Here is a 16073-nt window from a genome sequence, read left to right as displayed (position 1 = left end):
TCAAGGCGTCGAGGTGCTTTCAAGGTGTCGCTACAAGAAGCCTGAAGTTGATGCCCGTGGCCTGTGGCCAGAGTACTTGTGACACTTTTGGCCTTAAGTGCCTTCGGTTGGTGCTGGGTCGTTGGTCGGAATCAAGCCGAGACGTGGAACTTCCGCTTTGCGAACCTCTTCCCAGTTGAAAGCCGATGTCGGTAGGATCCGGGCAGACCCGTGGAACTCCGACCCGCACGGACTCCACCCCTAGGGTCGTGCCATCTCGAAAAACTGCATGTGGATAGGGCTCGTCAACGTGGGAATCAGCGATGCCCGGGAGCGTAAGGCCGCCGCGCTGGCCGCCGAGCGCGAGCGCCTGGCCAGGGTGCGCCAGGAGAGAGCGCAGGGGCGACGGGACAGCATCTGGCAGGAGTTCCAGGTAGCCTCCGACCGGGTACCCGACCTGAAGGGCGCGGTTGAGGCCGCGATCCTGGCGGCGGGGTCCTCCGGCGGGGAGACAGCCGCGAACCTGTCCGTCCTGCTCGACGGCAGACTCTGCCCGGAGGCTCCGCGGCTGTTGCTCGAACTGTTGGGGAAGCTCCCGCCCAAGATCGGCGTCCTGCACCTGGCGAGGTTGCACGAGATCGGTGTCCCGCGGGTAGCCGAAAGCGGCCGTGTGGCCGCGCTCATCAGCGGACAGGCCGAACCGACCGCACAGGTACTCCACAAGATCCGGGACACCTCCCCCAGCTTGAACCTGTGGCGGGATGCCGAACTGGTCAGGCTCGGTGCGAAGCCCAAAACCCCGGACCGCTTCCTCGCACATGCTCCCCTCGCCCTCGTCGATGACCTTCTCGACGGTGATCCGTCGGTCTCCCCGTCGGCCGGGGGACGGGCTGACGAGAGGGAGAACCTCTACCTCCTGGCACGGAGTGACCCGGTGAAGCTGACCGACGAACAGGTCGAGGCGCTCGGCTGGCCTGAGGAGGTCTGGCGGCGTCGAGTCGTGGCCGATCCCCTCCAGCGGGTTCCCGACGAGGCCCCCGAGTCCGCGCGGATCCTCCAGGGAGTGGCCGACGGCGACCCCCGGGCACTGGAACTGGTGGTGGGTTTCCTGGAGGGTAAGTCCAAACAGCTGGTGCAGCACGTGCTCGCCAACCCCGACAAGCCTGCTGGGTGGCCCAAGGCGATGTTCACCGACCCGGCCCTGTGGCCGGTTCTGGAGGAACTGTGCGGAGGAGCCGACCTGTTCGAGAGCGGTCCAGGTCCACTGGCGGACTTCACTGCCTGGCGCGATCTGCGCGCCGCGCACCGCGAGCTGATGAACGTGAGCGCGAAGGCTTACGAGACGTTGGCGCCGTATGTGGATTCCGCTGACACGTGGGTGCGTGAGGAGGCCGTGGCCACGGAGGTCTACCTCGACCTGCGCTTCGCTGATCCCGGTGACTCCCAACCGTTGCACGACGCCCTGCGCCGACTGTCGGCACTGGGTTCCGACCACCCCGTGATCCGCGACAACATCGCCTGGGTGCGCCGTCACCTGGAAACGGACCGCAACAACCGGGGGCCGCTCTTCAACCCCTATCTGGAACTCGGCGTGCCCCACGGTGCCCCGGCCGAGGAGTGGAAAGAGGCCTGGCGGAGTCTCCGCAGGGATTTGAGGGGGAGGACCGAGGAGCTCTCCGACGTCAACCAGGCCCATGATCGGCTTCGCGACATCGAGACCGGCGACGGTTCGTCGAGCGGTCCTCCGTACGTGCTCCCGGTGCACGAGGAGAAGCTCTTTCCGAACCCGCGTGTTCCGGAGCTCGTCATCCCCACGGCACGTCCCCTGGAACGCCGTACGGAGGCGCTGGGCCCGGAGGAAGCGGAACGGATACGCGAGGCCGCGATGGCGTCGGTCATGAGGTTGGCCGTTCGAGAAAGGACACCATGAGCACGTACGACCATCGTGAGCAGATCACGGACGACGACCTGACCAGCTTTCTCCTGGAGCTGTCCAACAGTGAGAGGCGGCAGCTGCTCACCTTGGTCGCGACCCGTCTGGAGCCCAAGGCGCTCATCGGCCCGCTGACCGAGGGGGTCGCCGAGGCCCTGGAGGGGAGCCCGGGCGAGGAACTCACCGGGGCCGAGGTCAAGGACGCAGTGCGCCGGGCTCTGATCGAGAATATGCAGGCCCGACGTACCCATCTGGCCCAGCTCGCCCAACTGGCCCAGCTGGCGGAGGAGCAGGGGCGCCATGACGTTCTGGCCAGGAAGCTCGCCGACTTTCGCCGGAGCACGGGACTGAAGAAGGTCATGGGTACCGAGGACCTGTCCCTCTTCCGGGTCGTCTCGGGGAATCCCGAGACCGGAGAACACGCCGCGGTCCTCAAACCGGCGTTCGTGGACGAGACGGACGGTCGGCTGGTCGTGGCCGGGGAAGTCGAGTTCAGCGATGTGCCGCCCGTCAAGGACCGGGGGCGGGACGAGGAGAAGGCCGTCTGTACGACCTGCGGTAACTCGATGAAGGGCAGAGGCAGAGGGGCCAGGGGGAAGAGGAAAGGCAAGCACTCGTGAGTTTCGGTATCGACTTCGGGACGACCAACTCGGTCCTCGCTCACTGGAACGGTGAGGACGCCGAGGTTCTCGCCCTGGACGCCACCAACCTCGACGACTGGAACTATCCCGGCTTCGCCTCGCTCTTTCCCTCGATGGTCGGTGTGAGCTCGGTTCGGGACCGCGTGCTCTTCGGTTGGGAAGCCAAGCTCCGTTCCGAGCAGGCCGTCCCCGCCGCCAAGCGGCTGCTCGCGGGAGACACCGACATTCCGGTGGGAGCTCGTTCCTGGCCAGCTTCAACTGTGTCGGCCGGGATCTTCCGGGCTATCCGAGAACGGGCGAGCAGTGAACAGCTCATGGACGTGGACACCGCCGTCGTTACTGTTCCGGCCAACTCCGCCGGTGCTGCTCGCTTTCGCACTCGTGCCGCCGCGCGGGAAGCTGGTATCCGGGTGGACTCCCTTATCAACGAACCCACCGCCGCCGCCCTGTACTACAAGCAGCAGCTCGGCGACGATGCTCTGGAGAACGTCGTGACCTTCGACTGGGGCGGGGGGACCATCGACGTCACCGTCCTGGAAGCCGAGGACGGGTTGTTCGAGGAGCGGGCGGCTCGGGGAGTAGCGCAGCTCGGCGGCCTGGAGGTCGACCAGGCCTTGCGGAAACTGGTTCTGGCCAACTCCAAGCACGAACCACGAGGATTCGCGGAGGAGGCCGCCTTCGCGCGGGATGTCGAGCTTGCCAAGATCCGCCTGTCCACCGAGAGCATCGTCGCCGTTCCCACACCAGGTGGCAGAAGCAGCGTGGAGATCACACGGGAGGAGTTCGAGAACGCGATCCGTCCCATCGTGACGAGGGCGATCGAACCCCTCAACCGTTGCCTCGCCGACCTGGGTCTGATTTCCGAGGACATCGACTCGGTACTGATGATCGGTGGCAGCAGCCAGATCCCCCTTGTGCGTCGGATGGTCGGCGAGATCATGGGGGACCGGCTGGTGTCCGCCGACCTGTGTGATCCCATGACCGCGGTCGCCCAGGGGGCCGCGATCGCAGCGGCCGTCAACAGCGGAGACCTGGACATCGATCTGGCGGTCGGCACGACCCACGCGTTGGGCACGGCGTCCACCAGGATGAACGGCGATGCCGAGATCCGGTCGTTCAGTCAGATCATCCCGCGCAACGCGACCCTTCCCCGGTCGCAGGAGAAGAACTACCGGCCTAACCACCGAGGTCAGAAGCGGCTCAGCGTGGAGATCTGGGAGGGGGATCCCGCGGACCCGGTTGTCAGGAACACCGGTGCCGACAACGGCTCCAACATCTGCCTGACCGAGCTCAGGATCGACCTGCCCGCCTTCGCGGATCCGGACGAGGCCTCCTTCACCCTCACCTACACCTACGACGTCAACGGTCTCCTGCAGGTCCGTGCGGTTATGGACCGAACACAGGAGGTGCTCGTCGACCGGGAGATCAACGCCTTCGGCCTGTCCACGACCGGTGTCGGGGTCAGCGCCGCCAGCCTGCGCGAGTTCCTGACGACACGGCCAAACCTGCCTGGCCCCGCCTTCCGTCCGGCGGGACACGTGGACGCGCCTGCCAAGGCAGCTGGCGGACAGGAGCTCCGTCCCTCTCCGGTCATGGTCGCCCAAGTGGTGGAGGGCGACGCTTCGGCTCGGCGCACCTTGGTGGTCGACGGCTCCAACCTCGCTTGGGGGTCCCAGAACCGGAACATGGGCGGACAACCCACTCTGGCCAGGCTGCATTCGGCGCTGGAGGAACTGCGGGAGCAGCACCCGGGAACAGAGCTCATCGTCTTCGTCGACGCCAACTTCCGGCACGTGGTGCCTGAGGACGAGAAGGCACAGGTGGATCGGGAGGTCGCCGAAGGGCGTCTGCACCGCGTGCCCGCGGGGACGGTCGGCGGAGCTGACGTCTACCTCCTGGATATCGCTCGGAAGAAGGACGGGGTCGTGGTCAGCAACGACAATTTCTCCCAGCACACCGAGTACCACTCCTGGCTGGCCGGAAAGGGGAGGCTTTTCGGAGGGACCGAGGTCGCCGGCATGTGGGCCTTCAAGGAGAGACGTCTCCTTCGGTGACCATCGGAGACTCCTCTGAGCATGGTTGGTCTAGAGTGAAACCAGTTGCACGGAAGTAGAAGGTCTGCGACCCTGTAAAGGTCGTGGACATCGAAGAAAGAAGTGTCGAGCACATGCGTCGACTCACGTAGCCCCTTTCTCAAAGCTTTCTTGGGCTCTCGTTAGGAGTTGCACAGCCGGTGCATCCTGCCCAAGAGACGGAATGGGAGCTTGCGTGTCCACGACCATCGCCCTGGTGTGCGGGGCCTCCTTCGGTACCTTCTGCATCACCCTTCTACTCGCCCGCGAAGCCAAGAAGAGCTGGCCTCTGGCCCTCCTCATCGCTGGAGGATCCCTTCTCGGGGCCCTCTCCGCGTTCGGTAGCCTCATCGCGGCCATCTGACGTACAGCATTGGGGCGGGTCTTCGGTCCCGCCCCAGCTCCGTGTCGGTATGGACCTGACATATTGGACTCCACCGGGATCATCCCGGAGGGACGACCAGGGGCGCAGGGCATCACTCTCCCGGCATTACACAGGGGCCAGGAAGGTCTGAGGGCGTCCCCGCTGCGATCAGGGATCATCCTGCCTTGAAGACCTCGCCCAGGTGCCACTCCAGAGCACCCGGGGACGGGCGGTTCGCCTTGTTCCGGGGGACGGTCACCGGTTTGCCCTCCAGGGCGGTGTACTCCCCGGCCTCGGGGAAGTCCTTGTGCAGGCGGGGACTGAGCCGGACCTCCAAACTCGGTGACACCGACAGGTAGCCCTGGTCGAAGAGCCTGTGCACGTCAGCACGCAGCAGCATGCCGTTGTCGAGCCGGTGCAGGCCGCCCGAGGCCACCGGGTGGATGTGCGCGGCGTCCAAGGTCGGCCGCGCATCGACCCCTGTGATCGCGCACCGGTCCTCGTAGGCGTCCAGCAACGCCAGTTTGAAGGCCTCCTGTCCCATGCGGCGACGGGTGGGCCGGGCCTCGCCGAACATCGGGCCGTGGCGTTCCCAGGTGGCTGCCACGGCGTGCTCGTCCTCGGCGAGGGCCGCCGCGGGTTTCCGGCCGAGCACACGCTTGACGATGGGAGCGAAGTAGTCGGCGTGCTCGGGGTCGGTGACGTCCTCGTAACTCCTGCCCTGAACGAGGCTGTAGGCCCAGCCAGGGGGAGGACCGAAGGTCTCCTCCTGGGGAAAGAACACCGGATCGCGCAGCATGACGCAGCCGATCAGCGGATCCTCTCCAGGGCCGATGAGGGGGATGTTGTTCTTCGCTCGATACCCGTTGATCGCCTCGCGCAGCTCGGCGAGGTCCTTCCTTCCGTTGCCCTCCGCGAAGGCCGCCCAGGCCTCGGACAGCGGGGCGAGCACGAACCCGCTGAAGGCGGCGCCGCCCACGATCCGGTCGTGCGGTTTCTTGGTCTTGAACAGGAACGGGTCTCCGGGCGAGAGCGTTCGGAAGCTCTTCCCGGAGGGGCGCCAGAAGTTGATCTCATCCAGGTGGGGGCGCTGAGCGAGGAAGTCGGCCCAGGCCTTGTCAGTGACGCCGACAAATGCCTTCATGTCGGACATTGTGAAGTATGCATTTACGTGTATTCGCCCGTGGCCAGGGAGTTCCCAGGTGTCAGTGGGGCCGTTTCAGCGAAAAACCTGGTGGAGACGGGTGGGTTCACGTGTGTCCACATCCGGCCAAGGACGGCAGGCTCCGGGGGCGCTTCGCGCTGAGCAGGAGTCGGGCCGGGCGGTGTGCCCGCCCATCAGCCCGGAGAGACCAGAGGCACCGTCGGGTGGAGGTTCAGGACGCCTGATCCTCGTCCGGGTCGTCCCACAGCGGAATGGCCTCATGCGTGGCCGGGCCGCTCCTGGTCTGTTGGTACCGCGACTGATGTCCGCCCATCAGCTCACGGATACGTCGCGCCCCGGTACGGGCCTCCTCGGGCATGGTCGAACTGGCCGCCAAACAGGCCAGGGGAGTCCACCAGTCCGCCTTCAAAGGGCGCCTGCGGCCCCGAGACTCGTGCGGTCAACGGCCGTGGCAATAGTGTCGACCTGGGATAGCAGGGTCTCTGGTTCGGTATCCAGGTCCAGGACGTGCTGGTGCACGGTGACGCCCGGATCGCCGTGCAGATGGTGCCGTTGCGCCGTGGTCCCCGGGCCCGCCGTGTAGACCAGGTGTCCTTCAGTGAGGCCGAGCCGGGTGCAGTACGCCAGCATCTGGTACAGGTCGTCCGTGTGGCCGCCCTGGTCCCTGGCCCGCTTGTACTTGACGTCCACCACACCGGTCGGACCGATGGCGCCCGGGGGCTCGTAGACGAGATCGGGGCGCAGTTGAGCGGTGTGCGCGTGGTCCAGATGGAAGCGCCTGTCCTGGAGCAGGCACCTGCCGCCTCCGCCGCGCAGGACGTCGGCGAGGGCGCGGGTCACGAAGTCCTCGAACACCTGCCACATGCGCAGGACGAGGCCGTCAGCGCGCAGGGCTCGATCCCCGGCGAACTCGTAGGAACCGGTTCTGAGGACGAGTTCCGCCAGTCGGAGCGGGTTCTGGAAGCGGGCGTTCAGGCGGCTGGGCTGCCAGGCGGGCAACTCCTGACCGGGCGGCAGAGGCTCCACCCCCTCCAGGCGGATGAGGACCCGTCGCAGGAGAGCACGTGTAACGGCCTGCGTTCCCGTGGTGCGAAGGAGCTTGCGCGTGGCCGTGAGCAGAATCCGGTTCTCGGCGATGTCCGTGGTGTGGTCGTCGTAGCGGATCTCCGCGGGCAGGAGCATCCCGAAGCGGCGGCGGGCCTGCTCGGTGGTCCGCAGGCGGCCACGAAGCACCGGCGCCGACTCCTCGACGGTGCGGTAGCCCTGGAGGACCCCCTGCCCGAGGGCACGTTCGCACATGCGGGCGAAGGTGTGGGCGATGACGGGAAGCAGGTCGTCGTTCTCGTGGACGTCCACCGCCTCCTGGTGCCAACGCATGCCTCCCTGCGCGTAGCCGAGGAGGAAGAACAGGCGCCGGACGGGGAGCTTGGGCGTGATGACCAGGTCGATCGCCTCCCCGCGTGAGGTGAGCCGCACGGACCCGACCATCTCGCGGTCGGCGCTGACGCACCAGTGCCCCTCGGGCTCCGGTGTCACCGTGACCAGTCGCGAGGCGGTGAGGAGGGCGGCTTGCGCGGTGGTGAGCCGGACGCCCCGCCGCGGCCTGTGCTCTGTCAGCCGCAGGACGACCGTCACGACTGCTCATCCACTCGCATGGCGCTGCTCAGGGAGGCGAGTCCGTACCTGGCCTCCACGTCCGTTCCGTCGCCGTAGTGGTGCTCCTCGAGGAGGGGGAGGATCTGGTGGCGCCACACGCGCTCCAGACCGGTGGGGGAGGAGTGGATCGACGTTCTCATCAGGTACGACGGGCCGATGCGGAAGTCGCGGTCGTCGATCCGGTCGTTGAGTGCGTCCAGCAGGAGCGCCGGGGCCTCCGGCAGGTCGTGGTGTTCGAGCCATTTCCGCAGCACCGAGGACACGGGCGCCGAGCTCGGGTGCAGCTCGGTGAACCAGAAGCGTCGGCGCATCGCGGTGTCGACGAGGGCGATCGAACGGTCCGCGGTGTTCATGGTGCCGATGATGATCAGGTTCCGCGGAAGGTCGAACCCGGCGTCTCCCTCGGACCCGTAGAGCAGCCGGACGGACCTGTTCCGGTACTCCAGCAGGAAGTAGAGCTCTCCGAAGACCTTGGCGAGGTTGCCCCGGTTGATCTCGTCGATGATCAGGACGAACGGCTCCGCCGGGTGTTTGCGCGCGGCGCTGGCGAGCGTGCGCAGAGGGCCGGGGGTGAGGGTGAAGCCCGCGGACCGCTCAGCGTCACCGGGGTGGGGCCGGTACCCCTCGAAGAAGTCCTCGTAGGAGTAGGACGGGTGGAACTGCACGAGCTGGGAGTTCTCCGGCCGGTCCCCGGTCAGGTGTCGGGCCAGCTCCTGGGCCAGGTGGGTCTTTCCGGTGCCAGGAGGCCCGTAGAGGACCAGTTGGGGCTTGTCACGGAGCAGGTCGACGCACTCCGCGAGCCAGGCCCTGTCCATGAAGACGCTCCGCGCGAACTCCTCGGTGGGCTCGGGAAGGGCGAACTCCCGCTGCTTCTGGGGGCGTTGCCGGGAGCCGCCGACCAAGGCCTCCAGCTCCTCACGGAAACCGGTGAGTTCGAGCAGGTCGCTGTTGGGCGTGCCGACCCTGGACGCGAGTTCGGTGGACAGGTCCTCGGACAGGTCGAGCGGTGCGGAGCGGGTGTGCCACACGACCTTGCGGACCAGCCTGTGCGGGGCCGAGGGAGTGTCGGTGCCCAACTCCTCGCCGTCCACCACGCCGATGTGGACCTGTCGGCCGACGTTGGTGAGGACGAGGTCCCCGGACCGCATCTTGGAGACGAAGCTGTGCAGCGCGAAGACGAGGCGTTCGCGTTCCTCCGCCGTCCAGTGTTGGTGGAGGTGTTCGACGGTGTCACGGACCATGGCCTCGCCCACGCCCGGACGCAGGGAGTCGGCTCCGTTCGCGGTCAGGGAGCACACGCCCCGTTCCACCCAGGACGTGTGGACGGAGCCGTCCTCACCCGGGTCCGTGCCGCGGACCAGCCAGGCGCGGGCGGGGAGCGAAGCCTCGTCAGCGGCCGTGTCATCGGTGGAGACCTGTTCGGTGAGCTCGGCCCAGGACAGGCGGTGGCTGCCCAGGGTCCAGCCGCTGGGGCCGAGGATGCCGTCGGCGTCCAGCAGCGCGTTCGCCGCCGCCTGTTCCTCGTCCGTGAGGTGGGCGCACTCCGGTGTCCGGCCCTCCTCGTCCAGGACGCGGTGCCAGCCCTCGGTGCGTGCCGCCGACAGGTACTGCATCAGCGCCACGGGGTCCAGACCGCTCACCTCGGCGAGGTCCTTCAGGCCGACCCAGCGTCCTTCCGGGAGCGACTGGAGGACGTTGCCGGCCAGGTCGTAGCTGTCCTTGGCCCGTTTCCACTCGTGGTAGCGGAGCTTGATGAGGGGTTTGAGGTTGGCGTCCTCATCGAGTTCGGCCAGGGTGTGGCGTCCGGCCCCCGTCAGTTCCCAGGTTCCGTCGCCGTCCTTGCGCATCCATCCGGCCTTGACCGCCTCCGTGGCCATCCAACTCATGTGGGTGAACGGGGTCGTCTTGCCCGAAACGGTGTTCCTCCAGGCCTCCTCCAACCCGGGGTTCGCGCCCAGGACGAGGTTCCAGAGGGTGTTCTTGTGCAGGCCTTCGGGATGCTTGTCCAGTACCTCGAAGAGCGTGCGGGTGATCCTGGCACTGAGTTCGCTGCGCGATGCCACGAAGGCTGCCTTCCGGGACGCGTGGGGCGGGGGAGAAGTGATGAGCGTACTGGCAGAACCGCCCCGCTATATGTTCTTTCCATACTTTTATGGGCTTTCGTGTCTGGAGTGGCCGGAAGCGGCCAGAGACGGAAAACCTCGAACGCGCAGGGGCCCCGGTTGGTACAACCTGCGTGGCGGAGTGCCAGCGGGCCGCGACCGAGCGGCCCCCTCCCGCCGAGGGGAGCGTGTGCGGGTGCCTCTTACGGATGGTCTGGTGGCCAGGATCGACTTCCAGGACGATGTCACCGAGGAGGAGGCGGACCGGCACACCCGTGACCTGGTTCTCCTGTTCGAGGATCTGGACGTCGACGAGGTCCGCGCCGCGGAGGGGGACACGGCCCCCGGCACCCGGTCGGCCGACCCCGCGACCCTGGCCGGTGCCGTGCTGGTCACCGGGATGCTGCTCAAACCCGTGCTCACCGCGCTCGTCTCCCTCGCCGGAACGTGGCTCGAACAGAGCGGTCAGAAGGCGGTGACGGTCGAGGTCGAGGGGGCCAAGGTCACCGTGCAGGGGCCGGTCTCGCCCGGGGACGTGGAGACCTACGTCCGGGCCCTGCGTGCGGGCCCCGGGCCCGCGGCCCCCGGGCCGGAGGGCGTCGACGCCTGATGCGCACCGCCATCCTCCTCGGGGTCAACCGCTACGACGACCTGGAGAACCTGCACTCACCGCACGCCGACGTCGCGGCCCTGCAACGGGTCCTCAAGGACAACGGCCACTACGACCGGGTGGAGACCCTCCTCGACCCCACCAGAAACGGGGCCATGGAGGTACTGGAGGAGGTCCTGTCCACGGGGCACCCCGACGACCTGCTGCTCGTGTCCTTCTCCGGGCACGGCGTCAAGGACAAGAGGGGCCGTCTGCACCTGGCGGTCAAGGACACGCGCCGAACACGGCTGGAGACCACGGCGCTCTCCGCGGAGGTGCTCAAACGCCTCCTGGAGGACTCCCGGATGCGGAGCAAGGTGCTGCTGCTCGACTGCTGTCACGGCGGCGCCTTCGCCGACGGGTTCGCCACCCGTTCCGCCGACGACGAACCCCTGGACCTGCAACGCCAGCTCAGCGACGGCGCGGGCACCTACGTCATCGCCGCATCAGGCGCTCTGGAACGGGCCAGGGAGGGTGACAACACCCGCGGCGTCCAACCCTCGCCCTTCAGCACCTCGGTGGTGCGAGGGCTCGCCGGTGCGGCCCCCGACGCCAACGGCGACGGATGGATCGACGCGGTGGACCTCTACCAGCACGTTCACCGCGAGGTGGACCACGTGGACGGCCAGCGCGTCACCGTCTCCTCCCTGGGAGTACGCGGGGCGCTGGTGCTGGCCCGCCACACCGGTGCGGCCACGGCGACCGACCTGCCCGGGCGCTCCGGCCCCGGTGCCTCCGCGTCCCACGAGACCGAGGCCGCACAGGAGGGCGCGGCGAGGAGGCACACGCCCGGTCCGTCCGCGAGCCGCGGACAGGGCGAGACCGTGGGACACCCCTCCCCGGGCGCTGCCGGGGGATGGCGCTGGGACTCCTACCTGGACTACCTGCGGGACTGCCTGACGCGGCAGAGCGTCCTCCAACAGCTACCGGACGCCACCGGGCAGGACACGGCGGTCTGCGCCATGGGATCGGAGGTCCTTCTCAGCCGTGCGGCGGACCGGTGGGCGCTCACCGGGCGGGCCGAGAGCCTGGCCAGGGAGGCCGTCAAGGAGGGGCGTCCGCTGCGCTACGGCTATCCGACGGTGCTCTTCGACCCCGTCAGCAGCGACCGTCGCGGCACGAAGCCCAAACTCGCCCCTCTGATCGTCATGGACGTGGAACTGGCCCAGGAAACCGATGGGCCCTTTCTCGTTCCGGTCGGGGAACCGGAACTCAACCGCGAACTGCTGGTCTCCGTGGCCGACCTCGACGAGGGCGACATCGAGGAACTGGTGGACTGGTTCGAGGCCGACTGGGCCGGGAGCGGGGTCGCCGGTCTGGCGGACAAGGCGCGTGCCGTCTGCTCCCGCCTTGGCCTGCCGCGGGTGGACGACCTCGCGGCCGGGGAGCTGCGTGACTCCGTGGATGTGCTGCGCGGTGCGCGCCGAGGGGCGCAGAACGCCGCCCTCCTGTACCGGGCCGACCCCGCCGGCGCGGCGGTCAAACAGCTCGTCGGCGATCTCGATCACCGCGAGGGACGGAAGGGTATCCGGATCCAGTCCCTGCCCGGCACGGCCCTGGCCGCGCTGTCCGACCCACAGCACGCGGTCCGCTCGTGCGAGACCGCCCTGCCCGTGGTCACCGGCCGCAGCAACACCGCCCAGGAGGAGATCCTGGCATCGGCGATGAGCAGGACCCTGACCGTCGCCACCGGCGCGCCGGGTACCGGCAAGAGCGAACTCATCACCTCCGTGGTCACCACCGCCGTCGCCGCGGGCCAGTCCGTCCTGGTCGCCTCCACCAACAACACCGCCGTGGACGAGGTGGTCACGCGCGTCAACCGGATCGGCCCGGAGGCGGACCTGATGGTGCGTACCGGGAACCGGGCCAGACGTGCCGCCGAACCCGAGATCCTCAACGCGCTGCTCGCGGCCGAGTGGGGGCCCGTGGATTCCGCCACCGCGCACGCGCGCCTGAGCGCCCACCAGCGCGGACTGGAGGAGGCCCAGCGTGAGCTGGCGGACGTCGAGGAGACCGAGCTGCGCCTGGCGTCGCTGGCCGACGCCCGCGAGCGACAGATCCGGCGTCTGCCCGACGGCGTCACCCCTGCCGATTTCGCGGGGCAGCGGCAGGTGGGCGACTGGGCTCGCAGGACCGGAGCGGCGCTGGAGTCCCGGTGGGCCCGATGGTGGCACCGCTGGTGGGTCCGTAGAGGACTCGGAATCGCCGGTACCGAGCGTGAGCTCGCTGAGGTACTGGCCTTCCTGGTGATCGAGCGTGAGTGGAGGGAACTGCTCGAACGGAGGAGAGGGCGACCGTCGCCGGAGGAGACGGCTGAGCGTGTGCGCGCACTGCGCGCGGAGCGTCAGAAGGTGAGCAGGGAGTTCCTGCTGGGCCGGTTCGCGCAGTCCCTGGCCCGGGGGAGGGCCGTGATCGAGGAGCGGCTGCGCAACCTGGCGTCGGGGGACAGCGGCTGGAAGGGCATGAAGGCGCTGGTACGCGTGGTGAGGGCCTGGGCCACCACCTCCAGGTCGGTGCGCGGGGTCTTCCCGCCGGAACCGGGCCTGTTCGACCTGGTGGTGGTCGACGAGGCCAGCCAGTGCACTGTCGCGGACCTGGTTCCGCTGCTCTACCGGGCGCGGCGGGCGCTGGTGATCGGTGACCCGCATCAGCTCCAGCCGGTGAGCGCGCTGTCCGCGCAGGACGATCGCAGGCTCCAGGCCGTCCACGGGCTGAGCCGGTCCGAGGGCGAGGAGCGCTCCTTGACCTACACCGGTTCCTCCGCCTACCACGCGGCCGCCTCCGCTCTGGTGGCGGGCGGCGGTGAGGTGCTCTGGCTGGACGAGCACTACCGGTGCCACCCCGATATCGTCGCCTCGGTGAACCGGCGCTTCTACGGTGACCGGTTGGCGGTGCGCACCGACACGGCCGCCCTGGCGGTGCCGGAGGACCCGGCCGTTCGGTGGATCGATGTCCGCGGGGACTGCGAACGCCCCGAGGGGCGCTCCTGCCGCAACCGGATCGAGGCGGATGCGGTGGTCGGTCTCCTGCGCGAACTGTGGCGGACGCTGCCCGCCGACGTGAGTATCGGCGTGGTGTCCCCGTTCGCCGCCCAGGTGCGCCAGATCGAGCGGGCACTGGGTCACGGGGGACTCGAACGCATCAGGGTGGGCACCGCGCACCGTTTCCAGGGCGGAGAACGCGACGTGGTCGTCGTCTCTCCCGCGGCCGCCACGGGGGTGCATCGGCACAGCGGCCAGTGGGCGCTGCGACAGCAGAACCTGTGGAACGTCGCGGTCACCCGGGCCCGTTCCCGCCTGTACGTCGTCGGTGACCGGCAGTACTGGGCCGAGCAAGGGGGTCTGCTCTCCGACCTGGCCGCCGAGGACGCCCTCGGCCCGGAAAGGACCCTCGACGAGGCCGGGAACCGGTTGTTCGAGGCCTTGGCCGGTCACGGGGTCCGGGTGAGGGCCCGTCACCGCGTTCAGGGGTACGTCTGCGACCTGTGGTTCGCTGACACGGACGCTGGCACGGCCCCGGGCGCTGACACCGACCGGGGGACGGCAGTGATCGTTGACAGTGCCGGTCTTGGCGGCACCGCCTCCCCGGCTCCCGGCCGGACCCTCCAGCGGAGTCTTGACCGGGTCGCCCTGTTCGCGGCGGTCTCCGGGCTGCCTACGGTACGGGTTCCCGCCTGGCGCTGCCTGACCGAACCCGAGGCGGTGGCGGTGGAACTGCTCGGCCGACACGCGGACGCCGACGAGGAACAGGCGTGCCCGGTGAGAGCGTGACCGCGTGACGCCGTCCCCTCCACCGAACCGGAGGGGACGGCGCCCGCGTACCTTCGTGGAATCAGCCCCGGAGTCCGCTGGCAGGTCGGTCGGGAGCGGCCAGGGGCGGCACTCCTCTGACGCATGGGTACCCCGCTCGGTGCGACCTGCGCGGCGGAGTGTCGGCGGGACGCGGCCGAGTGGTCCCCTCTTGTCGGGCAGAAGGGGACACGTTGTCAGATCTGGTTCGCTCCGCCGTCGACGTACAGGTTGGCGCCCAGGAGGAAGCTGCTGTCCGGGGAGGCGAGGAAGGCCACGGCGGCGGCGACCTCCTCGGGGCGGCCCATCCGACCGATCGGCACGTCGGCGACCAGGCCTTCCCTGAAGGCCGCGGCGTTCTGCTCGCCGGCGAGTTCGGTGATGCCGGAGGTGTCAATCGGCCCCGGTGAGATCGCGTTGACCCTGACCCCCCGGTCCTTCAGCTCGTTGGCCCAGGTCCGAGCGAAGGAGCGGATCGCGGCCTTGGAGGCCGCGTAGGCGCCGAAGGCCGCTGTGCCGCGGTCGACGGTGGTGGAGGCGTTCAGGATCACCGAGGCGCCGTCGTTGAGCAGCGGCAGCGCCTTCTGCACGGTGCGGAGCGTGCCCTTGACGTTGACGTCGAAGATGCGGTCGTACTCCTCCTCGGCGGTCTGTTCCAGCGTCGCGAACGAGGCGGCGGCCGCGTTGGCGAACAGCACGTCCAGGCCCCGGCCGCGCTCGCGCACCATGGCGTACAGCTGGTCCAGGTCGGCCAGGTCGGTGATGTCGCCCGGCACCGCGGTGACCGCGGAACCGATGACCTCGGCGGCCTCGTCCAGCTCGGTCTTGCGCCGCCCGGTGATGAACACGTGCGCGCCCTCGGCCGCCAGTCGCGCCGCGGTGGCCCGGCCGATTCCCCGGGTTCCTCCGCCGGTGACGACGGCGGTCTTGTTCTGCAGTCTCTGCATGGTCTGGCCTCCACAGAATTCTGTTCCGATCGGAACAGAATGAGGCTACATCACTTCCAGTCCGATCGGTACAGAAGTGGTAGGATGCTGCGTGTGGAGGGCATCAAGAGAGCGCCGGTGGGCCGGCCGAGGGGATTCGACGCCGAAGAGGCCCTGGAACGAGCCATGGCGATGTTCTGGGAGCACGGCTACGCCGGTGTCAGCCTGACCGACCTCACCCGCGCCATGGGCATCACCAAGACGAGCATGTACGCGGCTTTCGGCAACAAGGAGGAGCTGTTCCGCAAGGCCCTGGAACGCTACGCCGAGGGCCCGGCCTCCTACGGCACCCGGGCGCTGGAGGAGCCGACGGCCCGGGAGGTGGCCACGGCCTACCTCAACGGCTCCATCGAGGTGTCCACCCGGCCGGACTGCCCCGCCGGATGTCTGGGTGTCCAGGGTTTCCTGGCCACCAGCCACCTCGGGCCGCCTGCCCGCGACACCTTGAGCGCCTGGCGCGTCGAGAACCTCTCACGCCTGCGCGACCGGTTCCGACGGGCCGTCGACGAAGGCGACCTGCCCCCGAACGCCGATCCGGAAGTGCTCGCCCGCTACCTCATGACCATGGCGAACGGCATCTCCGTCCAGGCCATCAGCGGCGCCGACCGGGACGAACTCCAGCGGATGGCCGACGCCGCCCTGCGGACCTGGCCGCCCCTCTGACCCCTTTCTGGCCCCTTCTTTCCGACTGAGCTGACCGGGCGGGGCAGGACGGGCGGACGATGGTGACCGGCGGTC

Annotated in this window: 11 protein-coding genes; 7 read left to right on the top strand and 4 right to left on the bottom strand. The window is 68.7% G+C overall.

Going from position 1 to position 16073, the window contains the following annotated elements:
• Positions 1-289 precede the first annotated feature (289 nt).
• The 4 genes from ACSTA4_RS18255 (at position 290) to ACSTA4_RS18240 (ending at position 4989) form a co-directional block, all read left to right on the top strand.
• Complete coding sequence (locus ACSTA4_RS18255) at positions 290-1909, top strand: hypothetical protein (RefSeq protein WP_444960329.1); 1620 nt, start codon at positions 290-292, stop codon at positions 1907-1909.
• Positions 1906-2532, top strand: coding sequence for a hypothetical protein (locus ACSTA4_RS18250; protein ID WP_444960328.1), 627 nt, complete (start codon positions 1906-1908; stop codon positions 2530-2532). Before ACSTA4_RS18255 ends, ACSTA4_RS18250 begins: the two co-directional genes overlap by 4 nt.
• Positions 2529-4607: an Hsp70 family protein gene (locus ACSTA4_RS18245; RefSeq protein WP_444960327.1), complete on the top strand. Its 2079-nt coding sequence runs from the start codon at positions 2529-2531 to the stop codon at positions 4605-4607. The genes ACSTA4_RS18250 and ACSTA4_RS18245 overlap by 4 nt, the downstream gene beginning before the upstream one ends.
• A gap of 214 nt (positions 4608-4821) precedes the next feature.
• The gene (locus ACSTA4_RS18240) at positions 4822-4989 is read left to right on the top strand and encodes a hypothetical protein (RefSeq protein WP_196808504.1); all 168 of its coding nucleotides are present in this window, start codon (positions 4822-4824) and stop codon (positions 4987-4989) included.
• A 175-nt stretch (positions 4990-5164) separates the two neighbouring features.
• Here the strand turns inward: ACSTA4_RS18240 and ACSTA4_RS18235 are convergent, their stop codons facing one another.
• The 3 genes from ACSTA4_RS18235 to ACSTA4_RS18225 all read right to left on the bottom strand — a co-directional run bounded on the left by ACSTA4_RS18235 (position 5165) and on the right by ACSTA4_RS18225 (position 9873).
• On the bottom strand, positions 5165-6133 hold the full coding sequence (locus ACSTA4_RS18235) for an HNH endonuclease (protein ID WP_444960326.1): 969 nt from the start codon (positions 6131-6133) through the stop codon (positions 5165-5167).
• A gap of 426 nt (positions 6134-6559) precedes the next feature.
• Positions 6560-7789, bottom strand: coding sequence for an McrC family protein (locus ACSTA4_RS18230; RefSeq protein WP_444960325.1), 1230 nt, complete (start codon positions 7787-7789; stop codon positions 6560-6562).
• Positions 7786-9873, bottom strand: coding sequence for an McrB family protein (locus ACSTA4_RS18225; protein ID WP_444960324.1), 2088 nt, complete (start codon positions 9871-9873; stop codon positions 7786-7788). The genes ACSTA4_RS18230 and ACSTA4_RS18225 overlap by 4 nt, the downstream gene beginning before the upstream one ends.
• 256 nt (positions 9874-10129) lie before the next feature.
• On the opposite strand from ACSTA4_RS18225, the gene ACSTA4_RS18220 reads away from it, so the two are divergent.
• Both ACSTA4_RS18220 and ACSTA4_RS18215 read left to right on the top strand, forming a co-directional pair.
• Complete coding sequence (locus ACSTA4_RS18220) at positions 10130-10522, top strand: hypothetical protein (protein WP_444960323.1); 393 nt, start codon at positions 10130-10132, stop codon at positions 10520-10522.
• Positions 10522-14331 (top strand): caspase, EACC1-associated type, encoded by a 3810-nt coding sequence (locus tag ACSTA4_RS18215; protein ID WP_444960322.1) that lies wholly within the window; start codon positions 10522-10524, stop codon positions 14329-14331. The genes ACSTA4_RS18220 and ACSTA4_RS18215 overlap by 1 nt, the downstream gene beginning before the upstream one ends.
• A 215-nt stretch (positions 14332-14546) precedes the next feature.
• On the opposite strand, the gene ACSTA4_RS18210 is transcribed toward ACSTA4_RS18215, so the two are convergent.
• Positions 14547-15296, bottom strand: coding sequence for an SDR family NAD(P)-dependent oxidoreductase (locus tag ACSTA4_RS18210; RefSeq protein WP_444960321.1), 750 nt, complete (start codon positions 15294-15296; stop codon positions 14547-14549).
• Between the two features lie 84 nt (positions 15297-15380).
• Here ACSTA4_RS18210 and ACSTA4_RS18205 point away from each other — a divergent pair, with 84 nt between their 5' ends.
• The gene (locus ACSTA4_RS18205; protein WP_444960320.1) at positions 15381-15998 is read left to right on the top strand and encodes a TetR/AcrR family transcriptional regulator; all 618 of its coding nucleotides are present in this window, start codon (positions 15381-15383) and stop codon (positions 15996-15998) included.
• Positions 15999-16073: the final 75 nt, after the last annotated feature.

It is taken from the genome of Nocardiopsis sp. M1B1 (assembly GCF_052466615.1).
Note: the sequence above shows the minus strand (reverse complement) of the source record. Positions and strands in the feature narration are given on the sequence as shown.

What these genes read in the sequence shown, in the direction of transcription:
- ACSTA4_RS18215 (WP_444960322.1), top strand. Translation starts at nt 10,522, where the DNA reads ATGCGCACCGCCATCCTCCTCGGGGTCAACCGCTACGACGACCTGGAG.
- ACSTA4_RS18235 (WP_444960326.1), bottom strand. Translation starts at nt 6,133, where the DNA reads ATGAAGGCATTTGTCGGCGTCACTGACAAGGCCTGGGCCGACTTCCTC.
- ACSTA4_RS18210 (WP_444960321.1), bottom strand. Translation starts at nt 15,296, where the DNA reads ATGCAGAGACTGCAGAACAAGACCGCCGTCGTCACCGGCGGAGGAACC.
- ACSTA4_RS18250 (WP_444960328.1), top strand. Translation starts at nt 1,906, where the DNA reads ATGAGCACGTACGACCATCGTGAGCAGATCACGGACGACGACCTGACC.
- ACSTA4_RS18205 (WP_444960320.1), top strand. Translation starts at nt 15,381, where the DNA reads ATGCTGCGTGTGGAGGGCATCAAGAGAGCGCCGGTGGGCCGGCCGAGG.